The following is a 16,251-nucleotide window of genomic DNA, read 5'->3' on the forward strand; positions in this document are numbered from 1 at the left end:
TTCAGCGAGGCGATCCTGAAGGAGTCATATGCGTCTGTTGGCATCGGCTGCCGTGCTCGCCGTCTGCACGTTCGCTGCGACGGCGTGCAGTTCGGCGGGAACCACGGCGAGTCCGGCAGCCACGCAGTCGGAGGCGGGGCCGGTCGTCTCCGAGCCGGAAGCGACCGCCACGCCGAAGCCCGACCAGCCTTCTGCGCCCGACCCGGACGACCCGTCGACATGGGTCCTCAGCGATGACGGTGTCGGACCTTACCGGCTCGGCATGCCGTTGGCGGACGCTCTGGATGTCGCCCCGGGTTACGAGCAGGTGTGCGAGGGTGCGTTCCTGCGCGAGTTTGATCCGTCCGGGCAGGACGATGTCGATGTCTGGATGGCGGAGTCCGACGGGACTCTGGGGTACCTGACGACGAATTCTCCGAATGGCCCGCGCACGGTGGAGGGGCTCGGAGTCGGCTCGACGACGACCGACGTGCTCGCAGCCTTCCCTGACGCGACCCTGGAGTTTCGCAATTCCCGCTATCTGAGAGCGGGGAACATGATCTTCGGCTTCCACAGCGCGTCCGACTACGACGCCCCCGAGCCGTACCTGGATCCTGAGGGCGATCCCGAGGAGATCACCGAGGTCGGTGTCACGGCAGGAGGGATTCCGTACGAGTTCTGCGGCTGACCCGGGCGCCGGGGCTGCGGCGGCGGCGCCGTAGGCTGGGAGCATGCGCCTTCCTGTCACCCCGACGACGACGCTGTGGCGCGAGCTTCGCGATCGCGTGCGGCGGCGATACTCCGCGGGGCGCGTGATCGTCGCGGTCGACGGACTCGATGGGGCGGGCAAGTCGGTGTTCGCCGACGGGCTGGCCGAGGTGTTCGCCGAGACGGGCGACGCGGTGTTCCGCGCCGGCATCGACGGGTTCCACCGCCCGCGCACCGAGCGCTATGCGCGAGGACGCCGCAGCCCTGAAGGGTTCTACCTCGACTCCTACGACTACGCGACCTTCCGCCGCGTGCTCATCGACCCGTTCCGCGACGGCGCCCAGACCGCCGGGACGACCGGGTTCCAGCTCTCGGCGTTCGACGTCGCACGCGACGCACCGGTCGAGTCGCAGTGGGTGACCGCGCCGCTGGATGCCGTGCTCGTCGTGGACGGCATCTTCCTGCACCGTCCCGAGCTGCGGGACCTGTGGGACTGGTCGGTGTGGCTCGACGTGCCGTTCGAGATCTCGTACGGACGCATGGCGCTGCGCGACGGGTCCGACCCGGACCCCGACGCGCCCTCGAACGTCCGCTATCGCCAGGGGCAGGAGATCTACCTGAACGAGTCGCAGCCGCGGGAAGCGGCATCCGTCGTCGTCGACAACTCCGACCTCGCGCACCCGCGCATCGTGGGGCGCGGCTGATGGCGGCATCCGGACTCCTGCTCGTCGACAAGCCGGGCGGCATCACCTCGCACGACGTCGTGGCCCGCGCGCGTCGTGCGCTCGGCACGCGCAAGATCGGCCACGCCGGCACGCTCGACCCGATGGCGACGGGCCTGCTCGTGCTGGGCGTCGAGGGCGCGACGCGGCTGCTGACGTTCATCGTGGGGCTCGACAAGACCTACGAGGCGACCATCCGTCTCGGCGTGGCGACCGACACCGACGACGCCGACGGCCAGGCGGTGGCGACGACGGATGCCTCCTTCCTCGCCTCCGACGTGATCCTCGACGCGATCGCGCCGCTGACGGGGCGGATCTCGCAGGTGCCCAGCACCTACTCCGCCATCAAGGTCGACGGGCGTCGCGCCTACGACCTCGCCCGCGCGGGGGAGGACGTGCAGCTGAAGGCGCGCGAGGTCACGGTCTCGCGGTTCGACGTGCTCGCCGAACGGCGTCCCACCGATGCCGGTGCGGGAGTGGTCGACCTGGACGTCGTCGTGGACTGCTCCAGCGGCACCTACATCCGCTCCCTCGCCCGCGACCTCGGCGCCGCACTCGGCGTCGGCGGCCACCTGACGGCGTTGCGGCGCACGCGCATCGGCCCGTTCGACGTCGCCGATGCCGCACCGCTCGACGCGCTCGCGGATTCCCGGCTGCTGGAGCCCGCCGCTGCCGCGACCGCCGTGCTCGGGCGGTTCGATGTGACCGCCGACGAGGCCCGCGACCTGCGCCACGGCAAGCGGCTGGGCGGTGCCGCGGAGCGGCTCGGATCCGGCCCGATGGCGGCGATCGACCCCGACGGCACCCTGGTCGGGATCGTCGAACGCCGCGGCGCGGATGTGAAGAGCGCGATGAACATGCCCGAGGAGGCAGCCCCATGATCCTGTGGTTCACGATCGCGCAGGTCGTCGTCGCCGTCGCGGCGGGACTGTTCTGCGTCATCGCCGGACTCGCCGGCCGACGTCCGAGCGACTGGACGGTGGGCTCGCTCGCGCTGGTCGAACTACTGCTGCTGGCGCAGGTCGTCATCGCGATCGTGGCGCCGTTCGCCGGCAACCCGCCGTCGGGCAGCCTGCTGGAGTTCTGGGTCTACCTCGTCTCGGCCGTGCTGCTGCCGTTCGCGGCGGTGGCCTGGGCGCTGCTCGAACGCAGCCGGTGGAGCACCGTCATCATGGGGATCGCGGCGTTGTCGATCGCGGTGATGGTGTGGCGCATGTACCTGATCTGGACCGTCCAGGGCGCCTGAGGGATGCCTCCGATCCTGGGGTGGGCCGAAGGCCCCGGCATCCGAACTAAAATCGTGGGGTTATGTCGTCGCCCGCCCGCCCCCGTATGACCGGCATCGGTCGTGTGCTCGTGATCGTCTACGCGATCATGGCGCTCGGCGCCACCGGTCGGTCCTTCGTGCAGATCGTCGAGCGTTTCGACGAGGCACCCCTCGCCTACACCCTGTCCGCCCTCTCGGCGGTCGTGTACATCGTCGCGACCCTCGCGCTCGTCTTCGCCGGCCGGCGCGGCTGGTACGTCGTCGCGTGGGTGGCGATCGTGTTCGAGCTCGTCGGTGTGCTGGTCATCGGCACGCTGAGCCTCGTGATGCCCGAGCTGTTCGCCCACCCCACGGTGTGGTCGTGGTTCGGCATGGGCTACCTCTTCGTTCCCCTCGTGCTGCCCTTCCTCGGCCTGTGGTGGCTCGCGACCCATCGCCCCGTCGCCGAGGCCGCGGCACCCGCACCGGCGGCGGTCGCGTCGTGATCGTCTTCCGCGATCCGAGCGAGGTCCCCGCCGGGTTCGGCCCGTCGGTCGTGGCCATCGGCAAGTTCGACGGCGTGCACTCGGGTCACCGCGCGGTGATCGATCGGGCGCGGGTGGATGCCGCGGCCGCCGGGGCGCGGGTCGTCGCGGTGACGTTCGACCGCAACCCGCTGGCCCTGCTGCGCCCCGAGATCTGCCCCGACAGCCTGGTCGGCGTGGAGCAGAAGCTGCGCCTGCTCGCCGACGCGGGTGTCGACGCCACACTCATGCTCACCTTCGACCGTGCGCTCGCCGACCTCGGCGCGCGCGAGTTCGTCGAGCACGTCCTCGTCGGCGCGCTGGGCGTGCGGATCGTGATGGTCGGCGCCGACTTCCGCTTCGGCCGCGGCGGCGCCGGCAACCCCGAGCTGCTGCGCGAACTGGGCGCGGAGTTCGGCTTCGACGTCGACGTCGTCGACGACGTGCGCGCCATCGACGCGGGGCGCCGCGTGTCGTCGACGTGGGTGCGCGAGCTCCTGGACGCCGGCGACGTCGCCGGGGCCGCCCGGCTGCTCGGCCGCTCGCACGCCGTGCGCGGCGAAGTGGTGCACGGGCTCAAGCGCGGGCGCGAGCTCGGCTTCCCGACGGCGAACCTGTCGCATGACCTCGAGGGCTTCGTGCCGGCCGAGGGCGTGTACGCCGGTTGGCTCGTGGACGAGGGCGCGCCGGGGGACGGGGCATCCGAGCCGCGCAGCAGCGTGCGCTACCCCGCGGCGATCAGCGTCGGCACGAACCCGACGTTCGACGACGTCCACGTGCGCCAGGTCGAGGCGTACGTGCTGGACGAGACCGAGCTCGACCTGTACGACCACGTCGTGGAGATCGAGTTCGTGGCCCGGATCCGCGGTATGGTCGCGTTCGAGGGCATCGCACCGCTCATCGAGACGATGACCGCCGACGTCGCGAAGGTGCGTGAGGAGCTGACATGACAGATCCGGCGAGCAAGCCGCGCACTCCGGTGTCGCTCGCTCGCCGCATCATCGTCGCCGTCATCGTCGTCTCGTTCAGCGCCGCCGCGATCAGCGGCATCGTGGTCCTGCTCGGCGCGGAGCTCGGGCCGACGGCGTGGCGCGTGCTCAGCACGACGTCCGTGGTGGGGGCGTTCAGCGTCGCCGTGCTGTGCTGCGTGTCCCTCGCGGGACGACGGCTGCAGACGGTCGGCTACGTCGGTGCCGGCGTGTCGGTGCTCGCCGCCGTCCTGGTGCTCGTCGCGGTCTGGGCCCAGCCTGCCTGGGACGCGGAGGGTTTCTGGGACTCGCTGTGGACGGCTGTCGCTGCCTCCGTCGCGTTCTCGTTCGCCTCGCTGCTTCTGCTGCTGGCCGACCGGCGCCGCACGGCCGTGCGTGTCGGGCTGATGGTGACGCTGGCGCTCTTCGCGATCGTCTTCCTCATGGTGGTCGTCCCGATCTGGACCGACGAGTACGGCGGTGAGCTCTACTCCCGACTGCTGGGCATCGTCTCGATCCTCGCGGCGCTCGGCGCCATCGTCGTCCCCGTGCTGTCGCTGCTGCTGCGCGACCGCGCGGTTCCCGGAGGGACGGATGTGCCGTTGTCGGCGGCCTCGGTGTCGCTGCTGCGGGCAGAGGCCGCGCGGCGTGGCGTCACGCCCGACGAGCTCGTGGACTCCCTGCTGCGCGAGACCGCCTTCTCGCCGCCGCCCCCGTACGAGCCGCCGGCGCCGCACGGGACGACCGCGCCGACACCCGCCCCGTAGATCGGCGGCACCCGCAGGGGCACACCTCGAAGCGACGCCGGACGGCGCGGAGCGGTCCTCGTCGTCGGGCGACGTCGGGACCGCGAGGGGTCACTCGGTGGCGTTGCCCGACCAGTTCTTGGAGCGGCGGGTGGCCGAGCCGCGCTCGCGCAGCATGAAGGCGATGGCCAGCGTGACCAGCAGGAGGCCGCCGCAGAACGCGAGGGCGTTGTAGTCGGGCAGACCGAAAGAGGTGCCCATCAGCCAGAAGCCTCCGAGGAAGGGGATCATGAAGATGAGGAAGCTGAGGATCACGGGATCTCCTGTTGTCGGTGCCAATCTCCAAGGATAGTCCGGGTGCACGGGCCGTCCGACCCAGCTCGAACGTGCCGACCAGTGCGAAGCCGTTGCTCGCCGGTGCTGCTCATCTGAGCAAAGTCTCAGCAGATGTTGGCGGGACGCGCTCGCGTGTGCCAGCCTGGAAAGGACGACGAAGGGAGGATCGTGGACGCCGTCGACGAACTCCTCTCGATCCGCGCCGCCGAGCTCTACTACGAGGAGAACCTCACGCAGGAGGAGATCGGCCGCAGCCTCCAGATCACCCGCTGGAAGGTGGGGCGCCTCCTCACGCAGGCGAAGGAGGAGGGCTTCGTGCGCATCGAGATCCTCCACTCCCGCGCACGCCGTCCGCAGCTGGAGCGTCGCCTCCGCGTCGAGCGCGGACTGGCCGATGCCGTCGTGGTCTCGCGCGCCGGCGTGCGCAACGAGGACGAGCTGCAGGAGCGCGTCGCCCAGGCCGCCGCCGACCACCTGGCCGCCCTCCGCCCGAGCCCGCGTGTGCTCGGCGTCAGCTGGGGCCGCACGCTCTCGGACGTCGCCCACCACCTGCGCGACGGCTGGTCGTCGCGCACCGACGTGGTGCAGATCAACGGCGGCGTCAGCATGAGCCAGCGGCCGGGCACCGCCGCGGCCACCGCGGTCAGCATCGCGCAGAAGGGCGGCGGCAGCGCCGCGCTGCTGCCGAGCCCCGCCATCCTCGAGCAGCGGGCGACGAAGGAGGCGATCGAGGCCGATCGTGTCGTCGCGCGCATCCTGGAGACGGCCCGCTCCGCCGATGCCTACCTGTTCAGCGCCGGTGCGGCCGACCATCGGTCGGTCCACGTCGACAGCGGGTATCTCACACCGGCCGACATCGATCGCCTGGTCGCCGCCGGCGCGGTGGGCGATGTCGTGGGGCGCTACATCGACGCCGACGGACGCACCGTCGACCCCGATCTCGACGCCCGCACCATCGGCCTCTCGCTCGACGACCTGCGGGGCGCCGGCACCGCGATCGCCGCGATCGCAGGCGAGGCGAAACGGCCCGTCGCCGCCGCGGTCGTGGCATCCGGTCTGTGCACGGTGCTGGTCACTGACGAGTCCACCGCACGACACGTGCTCGACGGCTGACCGCGGTCTGCCGCACTCCCACATCCCATCCCACGAAAGACAGGTCATGACATGTCAGGCACCTCCATCGTGACGCTGCCCGAGCGGGCCGTCGAGCTGCTCGGCGGGCAGCCCGACGACACCACGCTGCGGCGCTACCTCCACGGGCTCCCCGGAGTCGACGCCGTCGGGCTCGAGCAGCGCGCCGCCGACCTCGGAACCCGCTCCATCAAGACGACGTCGAAGGCGTGGGCCCTCGACAAGATCATCCAGCTCATCGACCTCACCACGCTCGAGGGCGCTGACACCCCCGGCAAGGTGCGCTCGCTGGTCGCGAAGGCGCTGAACCCGGATGCCTCCGACCCGACGTGCCCCCGCGTGGCGGCGGTCTGCGTCTACGGCGACATGGTGCCCTACGCCGTCGAGGCGCTGGGCGCCGCGCACGGCGACCCCGACGACGGGGGAGTGAGCGTCGCCGCGGTCGCCACGGCCTTCCCGAGCGGCCGGGCATCGCTGGAGATCAAGCTCGCCGACACCGCCGAGGCGGTCGCCCACGGCGCCGACGAGGTCGACATGGTGATCGACCGCGGGGCGTTCCTCGCCGGCCGCTACGGGCTCGTCTTCGACCAGATCGCGCGCGTCAAGCAGGCCTGCCGCCGTGCGGACGGCACGTACGCCTCGCTCAAGGTGATCCTCGAGACCGGTGAGCTCACCACATACGACAACATCAAGCGCGCGTCGTGGCTGGCGATCCTCGCCGGCGGCGATTTCATCAAGACGTCGACCGGGAAGGTGCAGCCGGCGGCGACGCTGCCGACGACCCTCCTGATGCTGGAGGTCGTGCGCGACTGGTACCGGGCCACCGGCGAGAAGGTCGGTGTGAAGCCGGCCGGCGGCATCCGCACCTCGAAGGACGCCATCAAGTACCTCGTCACCGTCGCCGAGATCGCCGGAGAGGAGTGGCTGCAGCCGCACCTGTTCCGGTACGGGGCGTCCAGCCTTCTCAACGACGTGCTCCTGCAGCGGCAGAAGCTCAAGACCGGGCACTACTCCGGCGCCGACTACGTGACCATCGACTGATGCTTCGTCAGGCTCAGCAACCGAAAGAGATGCACTCATGAGTTTCCTCGAGTACGCACCGGCGCCCGAGTCCCGCGCCATCCTCAATCTGCGCGACGAGTACGGGCTGTTCATCGACGGCGACTTCCGCCCGGGCACGGGCGAGTCGTTCGCCACGATCTCGCCCTCCGACGAGCAGCACATCGCGACGATCGCCTCGGCGAGTGAGGCGGATGTCGATGCCGCCGTCGCCGCCGCGCGACGCGCCTACGACAAGACGTGGTCGAAGATGAGCGGCCGCGACCGCGGCAAGTACCTGTTCCGCATCGCCCGCCTCGTGCAGGAGCGGGCCCGCGAGCTCGCCGTGGCCGAGAGCCTCGACAACGGCAAGCCCATCAAGGAGAGCCGCGACGTCGACGTGCCGCTGGTGGCCGCGTGGTTCTTCTACTACGCGGGGTGGGCCGACAAGCTCGATTACGCGGGCCTCGGTGCCGACCCGAAGCCGCTCGGCGTCGCCGGCCAGGTGATCCCCTGGAACTTCCCGCTCCTCATGCTCGCGTGGAAGATCGCCCCGGCGCTCGCGGCAGGCAACACGGTCGTGCTCAAGCCCGCCGAGACCACTCCGCTCACCGCGCTCCTCTTCGCCGAGATCCTGCAGCAGGCCGACCTGCCGCCGGGCGTCGTCAACATCGTGACGGGTGCCGGCGCGACGGGGGCGGCGCTGGTGCGGCATCCCGATGTCGACAAGGTGGCGTTCACGGGCTCCACCGCCGTCGGGCGGGAGATCGCGAAGGCGGTCGCCGGCACCGACAAGAAGGTGACGCTCGAGCTCGGCGGCAAGGCCGCGAACATCATCTTCGAGGACGCCCCGATCGAGCAGGCCATCGACGGCATCGTGACGGGGATCTTCTTCAACCAGGGTCAGGTGTGCTGCGCGGGCAGCCGTCTTGTGGTGCAGGAGTCGATCCATGACGAGGTCGTCGACCGGCTCAAGGCGCGTCTGTCCACCCTGCGCCTGGGCGACCCGCTCGACAAGAACACGGACATCGGCGCGATCAACTCGCTCGAGCAGCTCAACCGGGTGCGCGAGCTGTCGCGGATCGGCGATGAGGAGGGCGCCGAACGCTGGACGGCGGACTGCGTGATCCCTGACAAGGGGTTCTGGTTCGCGCCGACGATCTTCACGAACGTGCAGTCGAGCCACCGCATCGCGCGCGACGAGATCTTCGGGCCCGTGCTGTCGGTTCTGACCTTCCGCACGCCCGACGAAGCGATCGCGAAGGCGAACAACACGCCGTACGGCCTGTCGGCGGGAGTGTGGACCGAGAAGGGGTCGCGCATCCTCGCCGTCGCCGACAAGCTGCGTGCGGGCGTGGTGTGGGCGAACACGTTCAACCGGTTCGACCCGTCGTCGCCGTTCGGCGGCTACAAGGAGTCCGGCTACGGCCGCGAGGGCGGCCGCCACGGCCTCGCCGCCTACCTGAAGGGTGCGTCGGCGGCGGCTCGCGCCGTCGAAGCCCGCGCTGCGAAGAAGGAGGTCTCGGCATGAGCAAGCGACTGACCGTTCCCAAGACGTACAAGCTGTACATCGGCGGCGCCTTCCCGCGCAGCGAGTCTGGCCGCACGTACGAGGTGGCCACGCCGAAGGGCGACTTCCTCGCGAACGCCGCGCTCGCGTCCCGCAAGGACGCACGGGATGCCGTCGTCGCAGCTCGCGGCGCCGGCAAGGGCTGGTCGGGGGCCACCGCCTACAACCGCGGGCAGGTGCTGTACCGGGTCGCCGAGATCCTCGAGGGCCGCCGTGCGCAGTTTGTGGACGAGATCGTGCAGCAGACCGGTGTGTCCACGGCCGCCGCGGGCGCCGAAGTCGACGAGGCGATCGACCGCTGGGTCTGGTACGCCGGCTGGTGCGACAAGTTCGGCCAGGTCGCAGGCAACGGCAACCCCGTCGCCGGTCCGTACTTCAACATCTCGGTGCCCGAGCCCACCGGGGTCGTGGGCGTCATCGCCCCGCAGGACACCGCGCTCGTCGGCCTGGTGTCGGCGATCGCACCCGCGCTGGTCACGGGCAACTCCGTCGTCGTCATCGCGTCGCAGCGTTACCCGCTGTCGGCGATCTCGCTCGCCGAGGTGCTGGCCACGAGCGACGTGCCCGGGGGAGTCGTGAACGTGCTGACCGGCTCGCCTGCCGAGATCGCGCCGTGGCTGGCGTCGCACCCCGACGTGCACGCGCTCGACCTCGTCGGCGCCGGAGAACTCGACTGGATCGGTCTGCAGATCGCCGCCGCCGAGACGCTCACCCGCGTGCTGCCGCCCGAGAACGGACCGGATGCCGCGGCCCCGAGCCTGGCCCGCATCACCGCGTTCACCGAGACCAAGACCGTCTGGCACCCGAAGTCGCTCGTGTAGCGGCGCGGAGGTTCGCCGGACGCTTGAGGCGTTTCGTCTCGGTCGCCGGCGCTCCCTCGCTCAACGACCGGGGCAAAGGAACCGGTCGTTGAGCGAGTGAGGAACGAGCGAGACGAGACGTCCCGGAACCCGCGGGCGTTCAGACCCCTTCACGCCAGCTCGAGGCCGCCCCACTGCCCGGGTTCACGCAGCTCGCCGTAGTGCACGTCGACGTCGTGCGCTGAGACGGAGGCGACGCATGCGAGCAGCGACAGCGTCGGGTAGCCGTACGGGCGGTTGTCGCGGATGATGGCGGCGTCGTCGGTGGGCGGCAGCTCGGCGGAGCGCTCGAGCACCTCGACCCACGGCATCCACCATCGCGCGTCGTCCGCGATCGAGGTGTCGCGGAACTCGCCCAGCCACCGGACGATGCGCGGCGTGCCGGGGTCGTCGACGTCGTCGTGAGCGACCATGTGCGTCCCGGGGGCGAGCTCGGTCGTGCGCAGCGTCACGCCGTCCCATGTCAGCACCCGCGCGTGCGGGCCTTCGACCTCGACGAGGTTGAAGCCGTGCGTCGGCGGCTGCCCGGCGGGGGAGTGGCCGGCGACCGCGGCGAGCACGATGCCGCCCCGCGACTGCAGCTCGGATTCGGGGCGGGTGGACTCGTCGGCGCGGTTCAGCAGCACCGCCAGCCGGCCGGCATCCGGGTCGGCGGCCAGCCACGCGCCGCCCGCGCGCACATCGCGCACCCCCACGACGCCGTCGTGGGCCTCCGGCCACCAGCGGCCCAGCGGATTCCACGGCCGTTCCGGGTCCTCGTCGCGGATCGCGAGGACGCGCGTCGGCTCGTCCGCCGATTCGGGGACGCGGATGACGACGGTGCACATTTGCGGACTGCTCGCTTCCTCGGCCCGCGACGCGGGCCGTGTGTCGGGCGATCGTGCCAAGATCGGAGGGTGTTCGTCGTAGTCGGGGTCACCGGTGGCATCGCCGCTTACAAGACGGTTCAGCTCGTGCGCCTGCTGGTCAAGGCGGGGCACGAGGTGCATGTCGTCCCGACCGAGGACGCGCTGCGCTTCGTGGGGATGCCGACGTGGGAGGCGATCAGCCGCCACCCCGTCACCACCTCCGTCCACGATGACGTCGCACGGGTCCGTCACGTCGCGCTCGGCCGGGCGGCCGACCTCGTGATCGTGGCGCCCGCGACGGCGAACACCCTGGCGAAGATGACCGCGGGACTCGCGGACGACCTCCTCGGAACGACCCTACTCGCCACCACGGCGCCGGTCGTCGTGGCGCCGGCGATGCACACCGAGATGTGGCGGCATCCCGCGACGGCCCACAACATGGCGACCCTGCGCGAGCGCGGAGTCATCGTGGTGGGGCCCGAAGACGGCGAGCTCACCGGCGGCGACAGCGGGCCCGGACGGATGTCGGAGCCCGAGGCGATCCTCGAGGTCGCGCTGTCGGCAGTCGACCGTGGCCGCGGCGACCTCGAGGGACTTCGCGTCGTGGTGAGCGCGGGAGGCACCCGCGAGCCGATCGACCCGGTGCGCTACATCGGCAACCGCTCCAGCGGACGGCAGGGCGTGGCCGTCGCGCTCGCGGCGGTCGAGCGCGGCGCCGAGGTGGTGCTGATCGCCGCCCACACCGACGACGGTGTACTGACGGCGACGCCCGGCGGCGCGCGCCTGCGCGTGGTGCACGTCGGCACCGCCGACGAACTCGGTGCGGCGGTCGAGACGGAAGCGCGTGTCGCCGATGTCGTCGTGATGGCGGCCGCCGTCGCCGACTACCGCGTCGCGGAGGTCTCGACCCACAAGCGCTCCAAGGAGTCCGCGCCGGACGGCGCCATCACGCTCGACCTGGTCGAGAACGCCGACATCCTGGCGGGCCTGGTCGCGCACCGGCTCCCCGGGCAGACCATCGTGGGTTTCGCCGCCGAGACGCCGGGCGAGGGGGAGACGCTCCTCGATCGCGGCCGGCGCAAGGCGGCCCGCAAGGGCACCGATCTGCTGGCGGTCAACGAGGTGGGCTGGTCGAAGGGGTTCGAGTCCGCCGACAACGCGGTGACGATCATCGACGCCGGCGGCGAGGTGGTCGCGGCCCGGCGGGGCAGCAAGCAGGACGTGGCGGAGGCGCTGTGGAACGCGGTTCTCGCGGTGCGCGAAACCAGCGCGGATCTTAAGTAACGAAAGAGTAACGGCGCATGTAGAGTGGTCCGCACCACGTCGACGAGGACGTGGCGCACGACCCGGAGGACATGCCCGATGCCCTACTCCGCGGCATCCGATCGCCCGCGCGACCGGATCCACGCCCTGTCTGTGATGTGCCTGCTCGCCACCGCCAGCATCGTGATCGCGTTCCTCGGCGCGACGCCGGCGCGCGTCAGCTCCCACGAGCTCATGGGCGCCGAACGAACACCCGGCGAGGCCGCGTTCATCGCGAGCCATCGCGGGGGAGCGGCGACGGCGCCCGAGAACACGCTGCCGGCCATCACCGCCGCGCTCGCCGGAGGCTTCGAATACGTCGAGGTCGACGTCGCCCTCACCGCCGACCGGCAGCCCGTGCTCATGCACGACGCGACGGTGGACCGCACCACGAACGGCCATGGCAGGCTGGCGACGCTCACGCTGGCCCAGGTGCGCGCCCTCGACGCGGGCGCGTGGTTCGGGTCGGCCTACGCGGGCACCCTCGTCCCCACCTTCGACGAGTTCCTCGACGTGCTGGTCGACGCCGACGGCCGCGCGATCGTCGAGCTGAAGGGCGGGTGGGATGCCGCGACCGTGGGCGCCGCGGTCGACGCGGTCGCCGCGCGCGGCCTCCAGCGCCGCATCGTGTTCGCGAGCTTCGACGCCCGCACGCTGGCGCTCGCCGCGGACCGGTCGGACGTGCTGTCGCGGCTGCTCATCCTCAAGCAGCTGCCGTCGGACGTGGTGAGCGCGGTCGCCGAGGCCGGGGCGCGCGGCGTCGTGGTCAGTCGCAAGGCGGTGCTGGCACGACCGGGCATCGTCGAGGAGCTGCACGCCGCCGGTGCGAGGGTGGTCGTCTACACGCTCAACAGCGACACCCAGTGGGACGCGGTGACCGCGCTGGGCGTCGACGGCATCGTCACCGACGACCCGCACACCCTGTCGGAGTGGCAGAGCGCGTTCGCCGGGCAGTGACGGCGGCATCGCGCGCCTGTTGAGCCGCCGCCGCGGCGTGGCCCGCGGCATCCTGCCGTTCTGGTCGTTAGTGTCGAATCGTCCCGCGCGCCTCGCGGGCGATCGATGGGGGTGCGTGCAGATGGCCGGGCAGTTGCCGATGGGACGGATCGCGATCGGATGCCTCGCGCTGGTGGCAGTCGCGGTCGTCGCCGTGGGATGCCGTCCCGAGCCCGGTGCGACCCCGTCGAGCAGTCCCTCCATCACGATGAAGGAGCCGACGCCCGACCCGTCGCTCTCTCCGATCGAGACGCAGAAGCCGCAGGCGGACTTCGACGTCCCCGCGGACTGCACGCAGATCTACTCCGCCGCGATGCTGGCGCAGCTGCAGACGGCGAACCCGCCGCTGAACGACCCCGGCGTGACGATGCTCTCCACCCAGAACGCCGATCTCCTGGAGATCATCCACGGTGGCGCGCCCACGCTGCGCTGCTCGTGGGGCAAGCCCAGCGAGTACGGCCTGGCGACCAACGTCACCGGCATCGACGCGGAGCAGGCGTCGGCGATCCTGGCGGCGCTCCCCGCCGCCGGCTTCGGGTGCGAGGCGATGGGCGAGGGCACCGTGTGCCGCATCGAGCAGAAGGGCGTCACGCTCGACGACAAGGAGTACACGCGCGGCGAGACGCACTACGTCGGCGGCGGCGGGCTCGTGACGACGGCGTGGATCAACTTCGCCCCCGAGGGGTACACCGAGGACGTCGTCGCGACGCTGTGGGGCTGAGCCGCCGCGCCCGCCGACACGGCGTTCCCCCGTTCGGCCGCATGGGCCGCTAGACTGGGGCGAGGGGAATCCGCTGACGATGTCGCAGCTCGCAGAAGCGAGTGCCCGCGACCGCCGGTGGCGCAACCCCGATCCCGCGTTCGTGACGGCGCACGCGCCGCCCGCGGGAGCACGCTCAACCATCGGTGCAAGCCGATCCTCGCCGGGCCCGTTCCCGGCACTCACGCTCAGGAGGAGCATGCCGACCACGGCACCCGCCCAGACGGCGCAGCGTCGCCGCAAGACCTCGTCCGCACGCCGCGACGACGAGGCCCCCATCATCCCGATCCTCGCCCGCAAGGTGCGCGAGGTCGAGGCCAAGGCCCAGCGCGGGAAGCTCGGGCCGACCAACCGCGTCAAGTTCCAGGTCATCGCGTTCCTGGTGCGCGAGGAGCGCGCACGGGTGAAGGGAGACGCCGAGCTGACGGATGCCGCGCGCGCCGAGCTGCTGAAGCGGCTCGACGGCGTCGCGACCATCCTCGCGAAGACCGCCGCCCGCGACACCTCGCTCATCCAGCTGCTCGAGGTCGATCAGGCCACCTCGCCGGTGGCGCGCCGGATGCGCCGCGACTGGCTGCTCGAGTCGGGCGCGGAGCTCGCGCCGGACGAGCTCATCATCACGGACGTGGCGCCGGTCTCGGCCCCTGTCGTGCCCGCCGCGCTCGCCGAGCGACAGGTCGTTCCGCAGCAGGTGGAGGCCCGCCGCGAGGCCAACCCGTTCCTCGCCCCCGACCTCACGGCGCGCGCGCCGAAGGAGACCCCGCGTCGGCGCCTGGACAGCTGGGAGCTCATGGGCCCGCTGTACAAGGCGTTCGAGACCGGCGCAGGCGGCGCGACCGCGTCGATGGACCTTCCGCCGGTGCCCGAGTTCGATCGGCTCTCGCCGAAGGGCCTCGAGGTCATGCCGCACCAGTCGCGGTTCCTCGAGTCGGTTCGCGCGGGTCACCGCACCTTCCTCCTCGCCGACGAGCCGGGCCTCGGCAAGACGGCGGAGTCGGTGCTGGCGGCATCCGTCGCGAACGCGTATCCGCTCCTGGCGGTCGTTCCCAACGTCGTGAAGATGAACTGGGCGCGCGAGGTCGAGCGCTGGACGCCCCACCGTCGCGCGACGGTGATCCAGGGCGACGGTGAGGACATCGACGCGTTCGCCGACGTGTTCATCGTCAACTACGAGATCCTCGACCGACACCTCTCGTGGCTCAGCTCGATCGGGCTGAAGGGCATGGTCGTCGACGAGGCCCACTTCATCAAGAACCTCACGTCGCAGCGGTCGCAGAACGTGCTCGCGCTGGCGACCCGCATCCGCGAGCAGGTCCACAACCCGCTGCTGCTGGCCCTCACCGGTACGCCGCTGATCAACGACGTCGAGGACTTCGACGCGATCTGGCGCTTCCTCGGCTGGACCACGGGTGAGAAGCCGGGTCCGGTCCTCATGGAGAAGCTCGACGAGACCGGTCTGACGCCGGCGGACAAGGCGTTCTACCCGGAGGCGCGCGACGCGGTCATCTCCATGGGCATCGTGCGGCGCAAGAAGAAGGATGTCGCCGCCGACCTGCCCGACAAGCTGATCGCCGACCTCCCCGTGGAGCTGGACGACGAGTTCGGCCGCTCGATCCGCCAGGCCGAGCGCGAGCTGGGCGAGCGCCTGGCCGCGAAGTACCGCCGCATCATCGAGGCGCGCGGCGACCGCGGCCACGGCCCGGGTCACATCGACGAGGACATCGTGCGTCTCGTCGCGCACAACGAGCTCGAGGAGTCGAAGGCCGCGGGCACCGGGTCGGAGAACGTCTTCACCATGGTGCGCAAGATCGGTCAGGCCAAGGCCGTGCTCGCCGCCGACTACGCCGTGCAGCTGCAGCGCTCGGTCGGCAAGGTCGTCTTCTTCGCCAAGCACATCGACGTCATGGACACCGCCGAGGCGCACTTCGCAGCCGCGGGCCTGAAGACGGTGTCGCTGCGCGGCGACCAGGCCACCGCGGCACGCCAGCAGGCGATCGACGCGTTCAACAACGACCCCGAGGTCGGCATCGCGGTCTGCTCGCTGACCGCGGCCGGTGTCGGCGTGAACATGCAGGCGTCCTCGAACGTCGTCCTCGCCGAACTGTCGTGGACGGCTGCCGAGCAGATGCAGGCGATCGACCGCGTGCACCGCATCGGCCAGGACGAGCCTGTCACCGCGTGGCGCATCATCGCGGCGCACACGATCGACACGAAGATCGCCGAGCTGATCGACTCCAAGCAGGGGCTCGCCGCCCGCGCGCTCGACGGCGAGGCCGTCGACCCGCAGTCGAGCGACTCGGTGCAGCTGTCGGCGCTCATGCACGTGCTGCGTCAGGCGCTCGGCGCCGCGTAGGTCCTCCACACGTGAAGGGGCGGTGCGGGTTCGCGCCGCCCCTTCGTCGTACCCGCGACGCAGATGCCGCGCCTCGACGCGTGTGGCAGGGCGGTGTCCTCCGGCACTAGTGTCGGGAGAAGGCAGCGTCGCCGTCCCTCTTCTCCCGACAGCGAGGAACACAG

The 16,251-nt window shown here is 71.2% G+C and carries 17 protein-coding genes; 15 read left to right on the plus strand and 2 right to left on the minus strand.

Annotated features, from left to right (window positions below; genetic code table 11):
* Window positions 1-52: 52 nt before the first annotated feature.
* From AC1DDU_RS13580 to AC1DDU_RS13610, 7 genes are all read left to right on the plus strand, one after another.
* A complete protein-coding gene (locus AC1DDU_RS13580; protein ID WP_477434938.1) occupies window positions 53-667 on the plus strand; it encodes a hypothetical protein in 615 nt (204 codons plus the stop codon).
* Window positions 668-710: 43 nt separating this feature from the next.
* Complete coding sequence (locus tag AC1DDU_RS13585) at window positions 711-1,391, plus strand: nucleoside/nucleotide kinase family protein (protein WP_477434940.1); 681 nt, start codon at window positions 711-713, stop codon at window positions 1,389-1,391.
* Window positions 1,391-2,290, plus strand: a complete 900-nt coding sequence (gene truB / locus AC1DDU_RS13590) for a tRNA pseudouridine(55) synthase TruB (RefSeq protein ID WP_477434942.1) — start codon at window positions 1,391-1,393, stop codon at window positions 2,288-2,290. The genes AC1DDU_RS13585 and truB overlap by 1 nt, the downstream gene beginning before the upstream one ends.
* Window positions 2,287-2,655 (plus strand): hypothetical protein, encoded by a 369-nt coding sequence (locus AC1DDU_RS13595; RefSeq protein WP_477434944.1) that lies wholly within the window; start codon window positions 2,287-2,289, stop codon window positions 2,653-2,655. The genes truB and AC1DDU_RS13595 overlap by 4 nt, the downstream gene beginning before the upstream one ends.
* A 62-nt stretch (window positions 2,656-2,717) precedes the next feature.
* Window positions 2,718-3,161, plus strand: a complete 444-nt coding sequence (locus AC1DDU_RS13600) for a hypothetical protein (protein ID WP_477434946.1) — start codon at window positions 2,718-2,720, stop codon at window positions 3,159-3,161.
* The gene (locus tag AC1DDU_RS13605; RefSeq protein ID WP_477434947.1) at window positions 3,158-4,129 is read left to right on the plus strand and encodes a bifunctional riboflavin kinase/FAD synthetase; all 972 of its coding nucleotides are present in this window, start codon (window positions 3,158-3,160) and stop codon (window positions 4,127-4,129) included. The genes AC1DDU_RS13600 and AC1DDU_RS13605 overlap by 4 nt, the downstream gene beginning before the upstream one ends.
* Complete coding sequence (locus AC1DDU_RS13610; protein ID WP_477434949.1) at window positions 4,126-4,914, plus strand: hypothetical protein; 789 nt, start codon at window positions 4,126-4,128, stop codon at window positions 4,912-4,914. Before AC1DDU_RS13605 ends, AC1DDU_RS13610 begins: the two co-directional genes overlap by 4 nt.
* A 90-nt stretch (window positions 4,915-5,004) precedes the next feature.
* Here the strand turns inward: AC1DDU_RS13610 and AC1DDU_RS13615 are convergent, their stop codons facing one another.
* A complete protein-coding gene (locus tag AC1DDU_RS13615) occupies window positions 5,005-5,208 on the minus strand; it encodes a hypothetical protein (RefSeq protein WP_477434951.1) in 204 nt (67 codons plus the stop codon).
* Window positions 5,209-5,397: 189 nt separating this feature from the next.
* On the opposite strand from AC1DDU_RS13615, the gene AC1DDU_RS13620 reads away from it, so the two are divergent.
* Genes AC1DDU_RS13620 through AC1DDU_RS13635 form a run of 4 tightly spaced genes read left to right on the plus strand, consistent with a single transcriptional unit; the run spans window position 5,398 to window position 9,789 of the window.
* A complete protein-coding gene (locus AC1DDU_RS13620) occupies window positions 5,398-6,342 on the plus strand; it encodes a sugar-binding transcriptional regulator (RefSeq protein WP_477434952.1) in 945 nt (314 codons plus the stop codon).
* Between the two features lie 51 nt (window positions 6,343-6,393).
* Entirely contained in the window at window positions 6,394-7,401 is a 1,008-nt protein-coding gene (gene deoC, locus AC1DDU_RS13625; RefSeq protein ID WP_477434954.1) for a deoxyribose-phosphate aldolase, read from the plus strand.
* A 37-nt stretch (window positions 7,402-7,438) separates the two neighbouring features.
* The gene (locus AC1DDU_RS13630) at window positions 7,439-8,929 is read left to right on the plus strand and encodes an aldehyde dehydrogenase family protein (RefSeq protein WP_477434956.1); all 1,491 of its coding nucleotides are present in this window, start codon (window positions 7,439-7,441) and stop codon (window positions 8,927-8,929) included.
* The gene (locus tag AC1DDU_RS13635) at window positions 8,926-9,789 is read left to right on the plus strand and encodes an aldehyde dehydrogenase family protein (protein ID WP_477434958.1); all 864 of its coding nucleotides are present in this window, start codon (window positions 8,926-8,928) and stop codon (window positions 9,787-9,789) included. The genes AC1DDU_RS13630 and AC1DDU_RS13635 overlap by 4 nt, the downstream gene beginning before the upstream one ends.
* 149 nt (window positions 9,790-9,938) lie before the next feature.
* On the opposite strand, the gene AC1DDU_RS13640 is transcribed toward AC1DDU_RS13635, so the two are convergent.
* Window positions 9,939-10,655 (minus strand): NRDE family protein, encoded by a 717-nt coding sequence (locus AC1DDU_RS13640; RefSeq protein WP_477434960.1) that lies wholly within the window; start codon window positions 10,653-10,655, stop codon window positions 9,939-9,941.
* Between the two features lie 69 nt (window positions 10,656-10,724).
* Between AC1DDU_RS13640 and coaBC the strand changes: the two genes are divergently transcribed.
* The 4 genes from coaBC (at window position 10,725) to AC1DDU_RS13660 (ending at window position 16,087) form a co-directional block, all read left to right on the plus strand.
* Complete coding sequence (gene coaBC / locus AC1DDU_RS13645; protein WP_477434962.1) at window positions 10,725-11,960, plus strand: bifunctional phosphopantothenoylcysteine decarboxylase/phosphopantothenate--cysteine ligase CoaBC; 1,236 nt, start codon at window positions 10,725-10,727, stop codon at window positions 11,958-11,960.
* Between the two features lie 78 nt (window positions 11,961-12,038).
* On the plus strand, window positions 12,039-12,935 hold the full coding sequence (locus AC1DDU_RS13650) for a glycerophosphodiester phosphodiesterase (protein ID WP_477434964.1): 897 nt from the start codon (window positions 12,039-12,041) through the stop codon (window positions 12,933-12,935).
* Window positions 12,936-13,074: 139 nt separating this feature from the next.
* Window positions 13,075-13,695 (plus strand): hypothetical protein, encoded by a 621-nt coding sequence (locus AC1DDU_RS13655; protein WP_477434966.1) that lies wholly within the window; start codon window positions 13,075-13,077, stop codon window positions 13,693-13,695.
* 238 nt (window positions 13,696-13,933) lie between these two features.
* Window positions 13,934-16,087: a DEAD/DEAH box helicase gene (locus AC1DDU_RS13660; protein ID WP_477434967.1), complete on the plus strand. Its 2,154-nt coding sequence runs from the start codon at window positions 13,934-13,936 to the stop codon at window positions 16,085-16,087.
* Window positions 16,088-16,251: the final 164 nt, after the last annotated feature.

It is taken from the genome of Microbacterium sp. 05T445 (assembly GCF_056395865.1).

Excerpts from the sequence above, each read along its gene's own strand:
- AC1DDU_RS13585 (WP_477434940.1), top strand. The coding sequence starts at position 711 with ATGCGCCTTCCTGTCACCCCGACGACGACGCTGTGGCGCGAGCTTCGC.
- truB (WP_477434942.1), top strand. The coding sequence starts at position 1,391 with ATGGCGGCATCCGGACTCCTGCTCGTCGACAAGCCGGGCGGCATCACC.
- AC1DDU_RS13595 (WP_477434944.1), top strand. The coding sequence starts at position 2,287 with ATGATCCTGTGGTTCACGATCGCGCAGGTCGTCGTCGCCGTCGCGGCG.
- AC1DDU_RS13600 (WP_477434946.1), top strand. The coding sequence starts at position 2,718 with ATGTCGTCGCCCGCCCGCCCCCGTATGACCGGCATCGGTCGTGTGCTC.
- AC1DDU_RS13610 (WP_477434949.1), top strand. The coding sequence starts at position 4,126 with ATGACAGATCCGGCGAGCAAGCCGCGCACTCCGGTGTCGCTCGCTCGC.
- deoC (WP_477434954.1), top strand. The coding sequence starts at position 6,394 with ATGTCAGGCACCTCCATCGTGACGCTGCCCGAGCGGGCCGTCGAGCTG.
- AC1DDU_RS13630 (WP_477434956.1), top strand. The coding sequence starts at position 7,439 with ATGAGTTTCCTCGAGTACGCACCGGCGCCCGAGTCCCGCGCCATCCTC.
- AC1DDU_RS13635 (WP_477434958.1), top strand. The coding sequence starts at position 8,926 with ATGAGCAAGCGACTGACCGTTCCCAAGACGTACAAGCTGTACATCGGC.
- AC1DDU_RS13640 (WP_477434960.1), bottom strand. The coding sequence starts at position 10,655 with ATGTGCACCGTCGTCATCCGCGTCCCCGAATCGGCGGACGAGCCGACG.
- AC1DDU_RS13650 (WP_477434964.1), top strand. The coding sequence starts at position 12,039 with ATGCCCTACTCCGCGGCATCCGATCGCCCGCGCGACCGGATCCACGCC.
- AC1DDU_RS13655 (WP_477434966.1), top strand. The coding sequence starts at position 13,075 with ATGGGACGGATCGCGATCGGATGCCTCGCGCTGGTGGCAGTCGCGGTC.
- AC1DDU_RS13660 (WP_477434967.1), top strand. The coding sequence starts at position 13,934 with ATGCCGACCACGGCACCCGCCCAGACGGCGCAGCGTCGCCGCAAGACC.